Below are 14,240 nucleotides of genomic sequence, written 5' to 3'. Positions count from 1 at the left end.
TAAGATGACTGATCAAAATTCAACGTTGTTTAAAGGAAAAGCAAGTAAACGCTTGCATGTAATGGCTAAACCGATTGGTGCGGCGTGTAATATTGACTGTCAATATTGTTATTACTTAAGTAAAAAAGAGCTGTTGAATTATAAAAAAGGGTGCAGCCCTAAAATGGACGATGAGACATTAGAACTCTATATCCGTCAATATATCGAAAATCAGAATACACCAGAAATTGTTTTTTCGTGGCAAGGTGGTGAGCCTACTATGCTAGGTATCCCGTATTTTAAAAAAATTGTTAAACTTCAAAAAAAATACAAACCTGCAGGTGTCACGATTTCGAATGACTTGCAAACCAATGGCACACTATTAAATGATGAATGGTGCCGTTTTTTAAAAGCTAATAATTTCTTGGTTGGTCTAAGCTTGGATGGCCCAGAGCACCTTCATAATATCTATCGTAAAAACCGTGCAGGGCGTGGCACCTTTCATAAAGTGATGGCTGCTGTTGATTTGCTGCATAAATACAAAGTACAGTTTGCAACTTTAACCTGTATTAACAATGTAACAAGTTGTCAGCCACTCGAGGTTTATCGCTTTTTGCGCGATGTCGTCCGCTCTCCTCAAATTCAATTCATTCCTATTGTTGAACAAAAAACATTTCGTACAACAGCACCTCAGCATTGGAATAAAGGCGATATACCGTTACTAGGCAGTGTCGATCTTATCCCTAACATTGAAGATAGTGTTATGGAGCCGTGGTCTGTTGCTGCAGAATCATGGGGCAACTTTCTCTGTACGGTATTTGATGAGTGGGTTCAAAAAGATGTAGGGCGTGTATTCGTACAATATTTTGAAGCCAGCGTTGAAACATGGATGGGAAGAACAAACCCACTTTGTACGCTTGGTTCTGTGTGTGGAAAGGGTTTAGCCATGGAGCCTACCGGCGATGTCTATTCTTGTGATCATTATGTTTATCCTGAATATAACATTGGTAATATTAAAGAAAATGATTTAGGTGAGTTAGCTTACTCTGCGCAGCAAGAAGCATTTGGGCGAGATAAAGCTTTATCGTTAACAGAGCAGTGTAAAAATTGCGATTACCTATTTGCTTGTTTTGGTGAGTGCCCTAAAAATCGTTTCACACGATCGTCTACTGGTGAAGAGGGTCATAATTATTTATGTGCCGGTTGGCATCGTTTCTTTAAGCATATTGACCCGTATATGGCTCAGATTTTAAAGCAGATGAGTTTCTCTATTAAGCATGGGTTCTATCGGTAAATAAAGACGATCATAAGTGAGATGTAATCGGGTAATAACACTTTGAATATGGTTATTTTTGAATTTTCTATACTTAGAAAATTCAAAGTGTCTACTTAGTAATAATGCCGAGCGTTTATCGATGAATTATTATGTTAAAACTGAAAAAACGAGGGTGACATAGAATCTATTTCCATTCTAACTAGTAATTTTACATATTGTTTCGGCTGGATGTTTTTTGTTTTACTAATATTCTTTAATTTGCAAAGGACTATTTTAATGCACATTCGTACTCTTTCACTTGCTGTTATTTTTGCTATTTCATCCACTTCGGCCTTCGCTGCGACTTGTAATTCAAGTGATAGTACGCTGCTTTCTTGGGGGGAAAGTAAAAGCCGAACAGCAATAGAAGCCTTTGTTAAAGACGTTACTACCCCCAATAGTAAGAATTATGTAGCACCGGATGATCGTATTGCCGTTTTTGATAATGATGGAACGCTATGGTCTGAAAAACCTGCTTACTTTCAGCTTGTTTTTACGATTGAACAAATAAAAAAACAAGTGAAAAATCACCCAGAGTGGAAAACTCAAACGCCGTTTAAGTGGATATTAGAAGATGATATGGCGTCATTAATGGCGGCAGATCACCAGGCATTACTGGAATTGGTAAAGGTGACACATTCAGGAATGACCGTTGAGGCTTTTCAGAAGCAAGTGAAAGAATGGGTATCACAGCAGAAAGACCCGCGCTTTAATCGTAGCTACGAACAACTCACCTATCAGCCTATGAAAGAGATGTTAACATACCTAAAGGATAATAACTTTAAAACCTATATTGTTTCAGGTGGTGGTGTCGACTTTATGCGTGCATGGACAGAAGATGCCTACAACATACCACCAGAAAATGTGATTGGCAGTAGCTTCGGTTATGACTTCACAATGATCGATGGTAAAGCGACAGTGACTAAAAATGACACGATAACCTCTCTTAATGATAAAGAAGTGAAAGTAGAAAGTATTCAGCGCGTGATTGGTAAGAAGCCAATTCTTGCCGTAGGAAATTCGGACGGTGATCTGGCAATGATGCAATGGAGTACCACCCAAAATACACCGAGTATGGCTATGATTGTTCATCATACAGACGCAGATCGTGAATGGCAGTACGATCGTGATTCATCCGTTGGCCGATTAGATAAAGCGCTAGACGAAGCGAAACAAAAAGACAATTGGTATCTGATTGATATGAAAAATGACTGGTGCACTGTGTATGGTGAAGCCAAGTAGAGTTATGCCTTACTACAAACTTGATTTATAAGACCTCATACGGTGTTGTCGTCAATAGAATGGTGCAGTTAACATAACAGCGACGAGGCTATTTATAACTGCACCAGCACTTATTTTGCTAACATAAAAGGCTGCAAGCCGTTTATTACTCAGCTAGAGCTCGTTGTATTTTTTAGCAGAACCAAAGCATTTATCAGCAGGGTATTTTGCTTTGTTTTTGATTAGTTTTTTATGGCATGCTTCAATAATATTTACCTCACATTTATCGGCAAGCCTTAATAAGTACAGCATTACATCGGCTAACTCTTCTTCTAAGTGTTCTTGTTTGTCTTCTGGTAATGATAGACTTTGCTCTGGTGTTAACCATTGAAATATTTCAGTTAACTCGCCAACCTCACCATTGAGTGCCATCACAAGGTTTTTGGGTGTATGAAATTGATCCCAATCACGCTCTTGCGCAAATTCAGTCAGGGTACGTTGTAATTGCTTTATTTCAGTCGACATTATTTATCTTCCCAATATACATATCCCCAAGTCACCTCAAGGGATAATCACTGCGCACGTAATCGATGCTTATTTTTAAACCCACGGGTTAGCGCTTCAAGTGTACATAACAATAGTCCGAGCCAGATAAAGCCAAAACTTATCAGTTTCACTTCATCAAATATTTCACCGAATAGGAAGACTGCGAGTAAAAACTGCAGGCTAGGCTCAATATATTGCATTAAACCGACCATGGTTAAACTGGTACGGTTGATAGCAAGTGCAAAAAAAATCAGTGGCGCTAATGTCACAGGTGCAGAGCCAATATATAGCAGTAGTGTTTGTATATCTGATGATAATGCAACACTGGTTCCTTGCAAGTATTGCCATAACATAAAGGCGATAGCAAAAGGTGCCAGAATCACTGATTCAATGGTGACAGAAGTTAATGCGTTATATTTAATGAATTTTTTACTTAACCCATATAGAGCAAAAAAGCTGCCCATGATCAATGCAATCCAGGGTAGCTCACCGTAGCTCCATACTTGATAGCTGATTCCTGCAATACCCAAAACAACGGCTGCAATCTGAGCACTCGATAAACGTTCTTTTAAAAAAAACACACCAAATGCAATAGCAAATAACGGATTTATAAAAAAGCCAAGACTAGCGGCAAGCACTTGCCCGTGAGTTAACGCCCACGTAAAGGCATACCATGATATGCACATGATTAAACTGGCTAGAACGGTGAACACCAAAGAGCGTTTATCATTGATAATTGCACTATACGACGGCAATGGTTGTCGTAAAATCATGATGATAAGAAGCATAACAGGTACCGAAAATATGATTCTCAACGCTAAAAGTTCATTGGTGTTAGCTTGTGGTAAGAAATGATAATAAAGAGGCAAAATGCCCCAGAGCACAAATGAAAAAGCGGCTAAGACATTTCCAGCACGATGTGATTGCATAGCGAAACCTAACGATAAAAGAAGTAGTAAGGGATAGGGGATATCCTGAATTTTCCGCTATTCTGTCACTTTATGATGAAAGCGAAAAGCTTTTTATGTGAGTTTGTATGCGTATTAATGAGGGGGTGGTATTTTGATTAAAAATCAATGTTTTATTTCTTCATTGCGATGAGGGTATTGACCAGCCAGCGTTGTTTTTTACCAGTGAGTTGTGCTGAATACTCTTTTTTTACTTTCCAAGAGATAATGTAATATTTCTTAAGTAGCGTTTCGATATCTTCATGGCTGTGAGTTAATATTGGCTGATCAGTGTGAGTATTAACATCATCGTTATTTGTTCCAAGGAAGTGGCCACAAAAAATACCATTAACGTCTAATGCAGCATCAATGTTGCGCCAGAGTATTGAAAACTCATTGGGTTTGCAGAAAAATAGACAGGCACTGGCATTAATCATATTTGCTCTGGGGAAGGCGTATTCCTCAAACAAACTTAACTGCAAATCTAAACTTGAGTTAGAGCATGCCAAAGGGTGAGTAGAAAGGTGTTCTAAACTGTCGATATCTTTATCAAAGGCATACACCTGATACCCCTTCTCAAGCAGGTATAGTGTGTCTCGTCCTGTACCACAAGCAATATCAACAGCGACCTTGTTACGACCGTTATCACCTAGAAATAGGTGTGCATCGACGAGGTGTGGCCGGGGTGGTAGCAGTACTTGTGTACTGATATAGCGTCGCCAATCTGAAATGGCCATTCCAAGATGTCCTTATTATCAATAGTGAACGAGAACGGATATTTCCAGCTAACATCAAGATGCTCGCTGAAGTTACTCTGGATCCTGCATCTTGATGTCGCTTGGGTATAAGTATAAAAAAAACTGTTTGATACTTTTGTTCAAAGCTTGGAATTCGAGTGATAAATATTCGATAAGGCTTATCGTGCCTAGGTTAGTGCTAGAATAATGATTAAAAAGGTGCTGGTTTACTTATATGTGGCTTATCTACATTATTCATGAAGATTTAATCGTGCGAATGGTATTTTTTTTGATAAAATAATCGCACTATGTGGCTGCAATAATGATTTATAGCCACATCAAGCCGAAAAGGCACTTTTAAAGAGAGAAAAGAATGACAAAGTTAACTGCAGATATTCAAGCGAACAGAGATCTATTTGTTACTGAAACGCAAGAAACCCGTATTGTTTGGGGTCTTTGTAACGTAGATGGTGATTGGTTATCTGTTGAGTCTTCAGAATTTGAAGAGTCAGAAGTTATGCCATTCTGGTCTACTGAAGCTGATGCTAAAGTACAGTGTGAAGAAGAGTGGGCTGAATTCACTCCAACTCAAATTCCACTTGATGTTTTCCTAGAAGATTGGATGATCACTTTATCTGAAGATGAAGTACTTGTTGGCTTGAACTGGAACTCTAGCCTAGAAGGCACAGAGACAGAAGCAACAAACGTTGCAAAACTGTATCTTTAATTGATACTTCAAAGTCGTGCCGGTTGGTGCGACTTTGCGCTTCTTTTTTAATGCGTTATTCTACTTTTTCTATCCTTCTTCCTTTCTAACACCTCCTATTCATCGCTATATCCTGTTCACTTATATTGTTTACGTAACGTTACCCTAATACATTATCCTACAACTATGCTGATAGTTTTATCAATTGGTGAATATTGACTATATTTATAGTGAATCAGCAAGTGAGGAATGGATTATGGTTCTTTCAGAATGTAAGCGTTTGTTTGCCGATGAAACCTTAGTTGAAGCACATGTTATACATGATTTTTTGAGCGCAGGATGGAGCATAAATTTTGTAGATAAATTAGGTAATGATAATCCTCTTACTGATATCTATGGTATCTCATGTAGTTACGATTCATTAGAACAAGCTGAAGATAAGGTTCACCAAATAGCGAATTGCCCAATATCAATCGATAACTTATTTCGTTTTACTGATCGTTAGCCATAACGAATCATCTAGCTTAATAAGCATGCATTTTACCTTATTCTTTTCGGGGAAGGTAAACTGTGGGTGAAACACCCTATAATCAGGGTGAAACACCCTATAATCAGGGTGAAACACCCTATAATCAGGGTGAAATTTTAGAAGACTTACTGATACAATATTGGCATTAGACTATCGAGTTGAAGAATCATGCAACAAGAAGAATTTGAAACACTAGTAAAAGATCTATGCCAAAAAGAAACGCTACCTGAAGTACTTGAAACACTTAAAGCCAGTGAAGAGCAGGAAGTCGTTGATGCCGCTGTATCATTGACGGGTCAATTCCAGTTAGCTGAAATTGATAATGAAAAGCGTATTTATCACGTTTTCACCCAAGAAAATGATGAAGGTGAAGAAGAAGAGTATGTTGAATGGGTAATGAATGATGGCGATGAAATGCTAAAATTTGTTGCATGGTTCTTCTATATTATGTTTGAAATTAAGCATAAAGATACATACCAAGTTGTAGGTCGTACTTACCTACAACAAAAGCGTGGCTAATCGTTACGACGAACTAGAACATATAAAAATGCCAGTTTATGACTGGCATTTTGCTTATATACTCAAGTAACCTCAAGATATAGGTCTGAAGAAGATAGTAACGAATTTTGCTGTTATTATTTATTTTATATCAGAATGCGATTGGCAATGACTCATGCTTATAAATTAAGGGTTGCAAAAAAGAACGTTCGTGCTAAATTCACATAAGGTTAACATGTGACGATAAAATTGAGAATTGATGAGTAAAGGTCGAATTACACGCGAACATATACTGAGTACAGCTTTTGAATTAGCAAGTAAGGATGGCTTAGACAGTTTGACGATAGGGCTATTGGCGAAAGCGTCTGGTATGTCAAAAAGTGGGTTATTCGCACATTTCAATTCAAAAGAAAATTTGCAGGTTGCCGTACTGGAATATGCGGGTGATTATTTCTCGTTGCATGTTATTCAACCTGCAAGGTTGGCTGAACCAGATAATGTTGAAAAGAAACTACGATTACTGCTAACAAATTGGCTAAGTTGGAATCAATCATTTCAAGGTAGTTGCATGTTTCTCGATGCGCGTAAAGAGGGTAGACAAGGCAATGAGATTATTCAAACGACCTTAGACAAGATTACGCGACGTTGGTTAGATTATCTTTGCCATCAAATAGAAAAAGGGAAGCAAAGTGGTGAGCTAAAAGCTGATCTGGATGCGTGGCAATCGGTATACCGTCTATACGGTATTTACTTAAGCAGCCATCTGTTTCTATCGTTAGCGTTAGAAACCCCTGAGCGAGACAGATTTTGGTTAGGAATTGAAGACTTATTAGCAGAATGGCGAGCTAAGTAAACTCGGTATTTCTGTCGTCTTTATTTCATTATTTATAATAAAAAAGCACGTTCGTTCTATTGTGGAGAAAATGATGAGCAGCAAAATTTATTTTAGTCAAAGTAAGCGCTTTAATGTACGTAAAAACATGGTAAACATGACAACGCGTTTGCATCATGTGCTTGCCCCAAAACACGCTAAAAAAACAGCTAGAAAGATTTTGCTGACGCCAGTTCGTAGCCGTCAACCAAGCTCTTTACCTGAGAAGCTACTTAAGAAACTGGTAGAAACATCTGAAGGTAAAATGATGACTTATCAGCTAGGTTCTGGCCCTATATGGGTGCTTGGACATGGCTGGTCTGGTTCGGCGAGTCAGTTCTTTCCTTTAATGGAACACATTGCAGCATCTGGCTATACGGCCATTGCTTTCGATAATCCTGCTCATGGTCAAAGTGAAGGTATCTATGGCCATTTACCGGGCTTTATAAAAGCATTTGATGGCGTACTGGATGCGTTAGAAGAACCTATTGCGGGTGTGGTTGCACACAGCATGGGGGGCGCGATGATTTTAGAAAGCCGACATAGCGCCTTAGAAGGTAAACCTGTTTTACTTGTAGCGCCAGTGCTGAATTACGCGGAAAATTTAGTCACTATGGTTGAGCGTTCTGGGTATTCAAGTAAGTTATTCAATGAGCTGATTGATGATATTGCTGTTGAATATCAATGCCCATTTGATTCTATTAACCCTTTTGTTCGTCTGGAAAGTCGCCAATCATCAGCAATTATTGTGCATGACAAAGCAGATAAGTTTGCTTCTTTTGCACAGTCACAAAAAGCCAGTGAAATGCAGCATGTACAGTTGTTTTCGACAGAAGGGCTAGGGCATGGTCGTATTTTGAAAAGCTCTCCTTTGCTCGCGGCGTTTGATAAAATAACTCAAAGTGCTTAGTTATCTCAGGACGGGACAGTGCTAGAAACAAAAAGAGCACCTCGAAGGTGCTCTTTTTTATATATGTGTATGAAGCGTTAAATTAATTTGTTTTTGCAGGTACTTCTACTTTACTCATTGCAAATCGTTCGACTTCAACATCTAATTCTGCAATTTTCTCAGCCATAAGTGCGTGACAGTGGTCTGCTAACTCTCGTGCATTTTTAAACTGTGTGACATCAATAGGCGCTAACATTTCTGTAATTGCAATGCCGTTGTCACGACGATTTAAGTCTATTTTGTTATGTGTTGTACTGGTACACATTGGCACAATTGGCACGCCAGCTTCAATCGCCATGCGAAATGCCCCTGTTTTAAAAGGCAGTAAGCCTCTACCTTTGCTACGTGTGCCTTCAGGGTACATCCACACCGATAGGTTACGGTTACGAATAGCTTCAGCGACTTGTTGTATAGTATTTCGTGCTTTCGATTTGTTTTCACGATCGAGCAGAATATTACCTGTGATCCAATATAGCTGACCAAAGAAAGGAACCCACAATAGGCTTTTTTTCCCAATTGATACTGTTCGTGGTCTTAACATGCCAGGATCAGTCACAAAATCGAATATACTTTGGTGGTTAGAAATGTAAACACTGTTGCCTACATTCTCAGCGTTTTTTAAGCCACGTGTTTCAACACGTACTCCAACAATTTTCTGTAATAGATTAAACCAACGGCAAAAGAAATACACATGCTTTGGATTGCGTGGGCTAAATATGCAATAAACCAAAGCAAAAAGTGTCATGAAAATAATAAAGATTGCCGCAGTAAATAGGCGGATGAAAGAAAGCACAAAAACTCCTTTGTATCAAACAGTTGCTTCGATATGTCGTGAATGATAAATGTCACTCAAACGTTCTACTTTACAGAATAGGTCTAAAAAGCGATTGACTCAATTTCACAAAAATACAACAAATCAAAACTAAATTCAAAATTGGTGTAGAAAAACGGCAGTTATTAATTATTTATTTCAGATATTGATTAATAGCAAACTATCGTTTCAAAAACATACGACATTATGAATGGTATTCGATTAGATAGCTAGCGATGAGGTGGCTCGCATAATAAATCAGTTTTTTTTGAGTGGTATATGAGCGAGTTAGTGTTTCTACTCTAGGGTACAGGTTAACTCACCCTAAAAATGACCTTAATGACCAGATGAATGGCTTAATTAATCATCGCAACTTTAGCGATGGCTAGAGTATCGCCGAGGCTGTCTGCAAAAGTAAAGCTGATAGGTTTTTTCGTGCTGAATTTCAGTAGAACCTATATGAATATTTTAACCATGTTGTAGCGTTCAAATTCAATGCCATTTCTTAGTGATATTTCAGTATCTATGACTTCAAACCCCAGTTTCTCGAATAACCCTTTAGATATTTTACTCGCAGTGACGCTTAAACATTTTTGTTGATTATCTTGTGCGATATCTTCTAGTTGTTTATAGATCGTTGTTCCAACTCCTGCACGTGAATATTCCGGTAACACATACAGTAAAGTGACGTAGTCTGTTGGGCAAAGCTGACCGAATCCGAGGATCTCACCGCAACTAGATATTGCTACATAGGTATGTCCATTTGCGAGCATGGCTTTAAATTCATCAAAATACTGAATAGGGTAATCTGCCCACATCTGTACTTGATGTTTGGTGTACTGTGTTTTACCCAAAATCAATGCTGCTTGTGTATATATATGGGCTAATCTTTCTGTATCCGTGAGGTTATATGGGCGTAAAGTGACAGTCGTCATACATGCCTACCATCTTGATGAATAGAGTGTTATTGATAGTACTAATGGTCAATTTACTCCATAATACCACTCATAAAAGAGATGCTTAAAATAATAATTATGCACGACGAGATTTTACTTTAAAGGTTTGGGATAAATCGTGAAGAGTCGCTATTACACAATATTTATAGGCATGATGCTGAACATGATCGTGGGGTGTTCTTCGTCTGAAACAACAAAAGCTGATATATCAACATCTGAACTCGATTCTGTTATGGCAAAACACACGGCTAAAGTTGATGCCAATGACATTGATTTTACGAATGTTTATGATGTTTGGAAAGGCACACCATATAGGCTAGGTGGCAATAGTAAACGTGGGATTGATTGTTCTGCATTTGTACAGGTCGGGTATTCTTCTGTGTATGAAAAGATGTTACCTCGTACAACCTCAGAGCAGGTAAAACTGGGTCACTATGTTGCTGTCGCGAATGCAAAAGAAGGTGACCTAGTCTTTTTTAAGACCGGATATACAACACGGCATGTAGGTATCTATTTGGGGGACTCTGAGTTTTTACATGCATCTACATCGCGAGGGGTTATGATCTCTCGATTAGATAATCCGTACTGGAGCCGTAAGTTTTGGCAAATACGGCGTATTAACTAACTTATATAGAACGTGATTCTGATAAAACCAAATCTTAATATTGGATAATTAACTCGCGAAAAAGCGGCTCAGCCTCCATACTTTTCCTGTGACCAGAACACTGAGCATCACTAATTATCTTGGCATCAATTAAGCAAGGTAAATAGCGCCAGTATATATTCTGAGGAGGTAATCATGGCCATGGCAATCTCTATCGGGCAATTTCTCAATAGTCGTAATATTGATTTTAGCCTTACACATCATCGTCATACTGATACGTCTTTTAGCTCTGCTGTTTCAGCGCATGTGCCTACAACACAAGTCGCAAAGGCGGTTATGCTAATTGATCAGAATAACGAATATTTGATGGCAGTTGTTCCTTCAAATCGTCGAGTAATGATCGACAAGATTAACCGCATGACTGGTAAGCAGTATTTACTTGTTAGTGAGCATGAGCTATCGAATGTTTTCCAAGATTGCGAACCAGGTGCTGTCCCTACATTGGGTCAAGCATACCAAGTGGGTATGCTGATTGATGATATGTTGTTAGAGCAAGATGAGATTTATTTAGAATCAGGTGACCATGAAAATTTGATTCATTTAGATCGTAAGCAGTTTCATAAAGCGATGCAAAATGTTCAGCACCAAAATATTAGCGGTTATCGTATGATACCGTCTCAAGAGCATGAAGGTCGTCACTGGGATTGGGAGTGAATAGTCGAGGATATAGTTACCTAATACTTATTCATGACTAGTTATCTGATTCGCTATAAAAAACACCCGATCAACTATACGTTTACCGGGTGTTTCCATATTAAGAACTATCGCTCTTCGTCAATAAAACCTAAGCAAACAACATCCGTAACCACAATCCTGGTGGTGTCGACACCCCTGTTGTGATGAATGATATTTCACCGTCTTTAATGATAACGATACTTGGCGTTGCTGATACTCCCCAAGATCGGCTTATGTTTCCTTTATCATCGTTGATAACAGGAAAGGTATAGTCACTGTTATCCATAAATGCATTTATTCGCCGATTATCACCCGATGTTATGGCGACGGATACTACATTAAAATGATCACTCATCCAGTTTACGGTGGGGGAAACAAATTTACATGCCGGGCACCACGTAGCCCAGAAATACAGCAATACTGGCTTCTCGTAACTCATCGCTTTTAAATCGATAGTTTCATCGTTAATGGTTTGAGTTATCAGTTCTGGTACTTCATTTGATGGCATGTCTCCACTGCGCCAAATGTCTAGTCCTGTACTGAAAATAGTCAATATAGCAATAAACATAACAGCTTCTTTTAGCCAGTGGCGTATTCCTTTCGCTTTCTTTTTCTTGTCTTTATTCTCAGTTTTTTTCTGAGATATTTTAGGTGATGTTTTTCCGTTCAATTCTGACATGTATTCACCTTTAGCTATTATTCGCCTGAGCTGAAATCACAGTATTAGATGAACCACTCGCGACACGAATGGCATTTAATACATCATCTGAATTTAAAATCACAGGTAATTGGATCCCTAGTGGTGCACCTGGGCCATAAACAATATTAAATGGCACACCAAAGCGACCGTAAGACTGCAAGAAGCCTGTTACATAATCTGATGGCTTCGTCCAATCACCACGCATTAACAGCATGTTCTCTTCGCCAAGCGTTGAATAAACTGGCTCTTGAAGTAATACACCAATCTTGTTGGCTTTGCAGGTTATACACCAGTCGGCAGTTACATCGACAAAAACGGTTTTACCTTGGCTAACAGCACGTGCTATTTCATCTGTTTGCAACGGTACCCAAGCATGATCTGCAGGCAGTGGCGTTGCCCAATGATCTGCGGTTACACTGCCTAGAATCATACCGCCAGCAGAACCAAAGATTAAGAAGGCGAGCGTGAAGATAACAGGCTTGCGCCCTTTTACGTTACCTAAGCGCCATAACAACAGTGTGATTAAACTAAGACCGATTAACCAAACTAAGCCTGTACTTAAGAAACTGGTCATTAACGAGAGTAACCAAATGCTGGTGGCAAGCATCATCAAACCAAACAAGGTTTTTACTTTGTCCATCCATTTACCTGGTTTTGGCATTATTTGAGCCAACCGTGGGAACAAAGCAATCAGCAACCAAGGGGCTGCCATGCCAACTGCCAGAGCGGTAAAGATAGCAAATAGGGTGATGTAATTAGCGCCTAGGGCAAACGCAACGGCAGTGCCCAAGAAAGGCGCACTACATGGGGTGGCGAGTAAGGTTGCAAACATACCTTGAACGAAATGTCCGGTATGTGAGTTATCACCGCGGGTTGCTAACCATGTATTCGCATTACTTGATAAGCGAATTTCAAATAGGCCCAACATGTTTGCAGCGAACAAACCCGTAATGAGGATCATGGCACCAATAAAGTACGGATTTTGAAATTGGATACCCCAGCCTAAAGCTTGACCTGAGACTTTTAGTATTACAAGAAAGCCTGCAATTAACCAAAAAGACGTTAAAATACCTGCTGCTGATGCTAAAAATTGTGTACGAATTTGGCGTTTTTGTAGCCCTTCAGCTGATATTACACTACTCAGCTTCATGCCTAAAACGGGCAATACACATGGCATGATGTTAAGAATCAGTCCACCTAATAAGGCGATGCCAATAATTTTGAGTAGGCTGGTATTGGCAGCCATCGGTACAATTTGATTGGTTGCTGTTGCTGAAATTTCAACGGCCATATTCTCATCACTGATTGTGACAGCCATCTCTTCATTGAGTAACTCTGGATCACCAAACCAGCTTGATGCACTCATTGTTGCGATCATTTGATTATCGTTTATGGCGATCTTTGGGGCTAAAAACGATGTGTCTTTTACATTCTGAGATTGGCCATCAATAAATACATCTGGCTTGTTCCAGCCTGCTGTATTCGTTGCTACAACAGTAAGTTCTTTCTTTGCTTGGTTCCATGAAATCATGTCTAGAGACACGGCTTGTGATGTCTTTGGAACTTGGCTCATACCTTGATTAAAGACATGCATTGCGTTGGTTGATAACGGTAAATTAGCTGGCGTGAAATCCAATACCAACTCGTAATCTGTCAGAACACAAATGCTTGTACATGATGACATAGTCAATTTACCCGAAAGGAAAACAGGCTTGTTCATATCATCAATATGAAAAGTCATCGGAAAGATAACGTGTTCTTTATAACCAAGCGTTTCAACACCCAAAAATTCATAGCGTTTTGGCATTGGCCATTGCCAATCTACAGTATCGAGGTTATTGGATAGTTCCCAATCAACCTTTGGTGCTATGCCTCCTTCACCAGGAGAACGCCAATAGGTTTTCCAGTCGGTATCTAGTTTGACTTCTAAAAAGCCTTCTACTGTTTTGGCTTCAAGATCTTTTTGCCCAGTAAGCATTAAGCGAACTTCAAGCGGGGGGTGCATCGGGTTTACTAACCAACCAGTGCTTTCATCTGATGCATTGGCTGTAAGTGAGAAAAGTGCGAGAAACGACGCGCTGATCAATATGAACAGTGAAACGTAAGAGTTAAATATTTTTTTCAAGGTGGATCTCC

Annotated in this window: 16 protein-coding genes; 9 read left to right on the top strand and 7 right to left on the bottom strand. The window is 39.2% G+C overall.

From position 1 onward, the window contains the following. The first annotated feature begins 4 nt into the window (after positions 1-4). Together C9J48_RS05800 and C9J48_RS05795 are read left to right on the top strand one after the other, a co-directional pair. Entirely contained in the window at positions 5-1,273 is a 1,269-nt protein-coding gene (locus C9J48_RS05800) for an anaerobic sulfatase maturase (RefSeq protein WP_006229184.1), read from the top strand. 258 nt (positions 1,274-1,531) lie between these two features. Next, entirely contained in the window at positions 1,532-2,536 is a 1,005-nt protein-coding gene (locus C9J48_RS05795; RefSeq protein ID WP_006229185.1) for an HAD family hydrolase, read from the top strand. Positions 2,537-2,689: 153 nt separating this feature from the next. Here the strand turns inward: C9J48_RS05795 and C9J48_RS05790 are convergent, their stop codons facing one another. The 3 genes from C9J48_RS05790 to C9J48_RS05780 all read right to left on the bottom strand — a co-directional run bounded on the left by C9J48_RS05790 (position 2,690) and on the right by C9J48_RS05780 (position 4,745). After that, complete coding sequence (locus C9J48_RS05790) at positions 2,690-3,040, bottom strand: nucleotide pyrophosphohydrolase (RefSeq protein ID WP_006229186.1); 351 nt, start codon at positions 3,038-3,040, stop codon at positions 2,690-2,692. A 47-nt stretch (positions 3,041-3,087) separates the two neighbouring features. Further along, positions 3,088-3,990: an EamA family transporter RarD gene (rarD, locus tag C9J48_RS05785; RefSeq protein ID WP_006229187.1), complete on the bottom strand. Its 903-nt coding sequence runs from the start codon at positions 3,988-3,990 to the stop codon at positions 3,088-3,090. Positions 3,991-4,142: 152 nt separating this feature from the next. After that, the gene (locus C9J48_RS05780; RefSeq protein ID WP_006229188.1) at positions 4,143-4,745 is read right to left on the bottom strand and encodes a class I SAM-dependent methyltransferase; all 603 of its coding nucleotides are present in this window, start codon (positions 4,743-4,745) and stop codon (positions 4,143-4,145) included. A 373-nt stretch (positions 4,746-5,118) separates the two neighbouring features. Here C9J48_RS05780 and C9J48_RS05775 point away from each other — a divergent pair, with 373 nt between their 5' ends. From C9J48_RS05775 to C9J48_RS05755, 5 genes are all read left to right on the top strand, one after another. After that, positions 5,119-5,472, top strand: a complete 354-nt coding sequence (locus C9J48_RS05775) for a DUF2750 domain-containing protein (protein ID WP_006229189.1) — start codon at positions 5,119-5,121, stop codon at positions 5,470-5,472. 235 nt (positions 5,473-5,707) lie between these two features. After that, complete coding sequence (locus C9J48_RS05770) at positions 5,708-5,956, top strand: hypothetical protein (RefSeq protein ID WP_006229190.1); 249 nt, start codon at positions 5,708-5,710, stop codon at positions 5,954-5,956. Between the two features lie 192 nt (positions 5,957-6,148). After that, positions 6,149-6,499, top strand: a complete 351-nt coding sequence (locus tag C9J48_RS05765; RefSeq protein WP_006229191.1) for a hypothetical protein — start codon at positions 6,149-6,151, stop codon at positions 6,497-6,499. Positions 6,500-6,737: 238 nt separating this feature from the next. Next, positions 6,738-7,331, top strand: a complete 594-nt coding sequence (locus C9J48_RS05760; RefSeq protein ID WP_006229192.1) for a TetR/AcrR family transcriptional regulator — start codon at positions 6,738-6,740, stop codon at positions 7,329-7,331. A 73-nt stretch (positions 7,332-7,404) separates the two neighbouring features. Then, positions 7,405-8,259, top strand: coding sequence for an alpha/beta hydrolase (locus C9J48_RS05755; protein WP_006229193.1), 855 nt, complete (start codon positions 7,405-7,407; stop codon positions 8,257-8,259). A gap of 82 nt (positions 8,260-8,341) precedes the next feature. Here the strand turns inward: C9J48_RS05755 and C9J48_RS05750 are convergent, their stop codons facing one another. After that, positions 8,342-9,043 carry a 1-acylglycerol-3-phosphate O-acyltransferase gene (locus C9J48_RS05750; protein ID WP_373456038.1) on the bottom strand — a complete coding sequence of 234 codons (702 nt, stop codon included), beginning with the start codon at positions 9,041-9,043 and terminating at the stop codon, positions 8,342-8,344. Between the two features lie 521 nt (positions 9,044-9,564). Then, positions 9,565-10,044 carry a GNAT family N-acetyltransferase gene (locus tag C9J48_RS05745; RefSeq protein WP_006229195.1) on the bottom strand — a complete coding sequence of 160 codons (480 nt, stop codon included), beginning with the start codon at positions 10,042-10,044 and terminating at the stop codon, positions 9,565-9,567. A 172-nt stretch (positions 10,045-10,216) separates the two neighbouring features. Between C9J48_RS05745 and C9J48_RS05740 the strand changes: the two genes are divergently transcribed. Further along, positions 10,217-10,690: an NlpC/P60 family protein gene (locus C9J48_RS05740; RefSeq protein ID WP_006229196.1), complete on the top strand. Its 474-nt coding sequence runs from the start codon at positions 10,217-10,219 to the stop codon at positions 10,688-10,690. 174 nt (positions 10,691-10,864) lie between these two features. After that, positions 10,865-11,383 (top strand): aminoacyl-tRNA deacylase, encoded by a 519-nt coding sequence (locus C9J48_RS05735; RefSeq protein WP_006229197.1) that lies wholly within the window; start codon positions 10,865-10,867, stop codon positions 11,381-11,383. 130 nt (positions 11,384-11,513) lie between these two features. Here the strand turns inward: C9J48_RS05735 and C9J48_RS05730 are convergent, their stop codons facing one another. Together C9J48_RS05730 and C9J48_RS05725 are read right to left on the bottom strand one after the other, a co-directional pair. Beyond that, the gene (locus C9J48_RS05730; RefSeq protein ID WP_006229198.1) at positions 11,514-12,083 is read right to left on the bottom strand and encodes a protein disulfide oxidoreductase; all 570 of its coding nucleotides are present in this window, start codon (positions 12,081-12,083) and stop codon (positions 11,514-11,516) included. Between the two features lie 10 nt (positions 12,084-12,093). Then, positions 12,094-14,229 (bottom strand): protein-disulfide reductase DsbD family protein, encoded by a 2,136-nt coding sequence (locus C9J48_RS05725; protein ID WP_006229199.1) that lies wholly within the window; start codon positions 14,227-14,229, stop codon positions 12,094-12,096. Positions 14,230-14,240: the final 11 nt, after the last annotated feature.

The organism is Photobacterium profundum (genome assembly GCF_003026285.1).
Taxonomy (GTDB): Bacteria; Pseudomonadota; Gammaproteobacteria; order Enterobacterales; family Vibrionaceae; genus Photobacterium; species Photobacterium profundum.
The sequence above is the reverse complement of the archived record's forward strand: the minus strand, read 5'-3'. Positions and strand labels throughout refer to the sequence as shown.

Bases quoted from the DNA above. Each gene is read 5' to 3' on its own strand.
- C9J48_RS05790 (WP_006229186.1), bottom strand. From the start codon at position 3,040: ATGTCGACTGAAATAAAGCAATTACAACGTACCCTGACTGAATTTGCG.
- rarD (WP_006229187.1), bottom strand. From the start codon at position 3,990: ATGCAATCACATCGTGCTGGAAATGTCTTAGCCGCTTTTTCATTTGTG.
- C9J48_RS05755 (WP_006229193.1), top strand. From the start codon at position 7,405: ATGAGCAGCAAAATTTATTTTAGTCAAAGTAAGCGCTTTAATGTACGT.
- C9J48_RS05745 (WP_006229195.1), bottom strand. From the start codon at position 10,044: ATGACGACTGTCACTTTACGCCCATATAACCTCACGGATACAGAAAGA.
- C9J48_RS05795 (WP_006229185.1), top strand. From the start codon at position 1,532: ATGCACATTCGTACTCTTTCACTTGCTGTTATTTTTGCTATTTCATCC.
- C9J48_RS05735 (WP_006229197.1), top strand. From the start codon at position 10,865: ATGGCCATGGCAATCTCTATCGGGCAATTTCTCAATAGTCGTAATATT.
- C9J48_RS05775 (WP_006229189.1), top strand. From the start codon at position 5,119: ATGACAAAGTTAACTGCAGATATTCAAGCGAACAGAGATCTATTTGTT.
- C9J48_RS05765 (WP_006229191.1), top strand. From the start codon at position 6,149: ATGCAACAAGAAGAATTTGAAACACTAGTAAAAGATCTATGCCAAAAA.
- C9J48_RS05780 (WP_006229188.1), bottom strand. From the start codon at position 4,745: ATGGCCATTTCAGATTGGCGACGCTATATCAGTACACAAGTACTGCTA.
- C9J48_RS05750 (WP_373456038.1), bottom strand. From the start codon at position 9,043: ATGACACTTTTTGCTTTGGTTTATTGCATATTTAGCCCACGCAATCCA.
- C9J48_RS05760 (WP_006229192.1), top strand. From the start codon at position 6,738: ATGAGTAAAGGTCGAATTACACGCGAACATATACTGAGTACAGCTTTT.
- C9J48_RS05740 (WP_006229196.1), top strand. From the start codon at position 10,217: ATGATGCTGAACATGATCGTGGGGTGTTCTTCGTCTGAAACAACAAAA.
- C9J48_RS05800 (WP_006229184.1), top strand. From the start codon at position 5: ATGACTGATCAAAATTCAACGTTGTTTAAAGGAAAAGCAAGTAAACGC.
- C9J48_RS05770 (WP_006229190.1), top strand. From the start codon at position 5,708: ATGGTTCTTTCAGAATGTAAGCGTTTGTTTGCCGATGAAACCTTAGTT.
- C9J48_RS05730 (WP_006229198.1), bottom strand. From the start codon at position 12,083: ATGTCAGAATTGAACGGAAAAACATCACCTAAAATATCTCAGAAAAAA.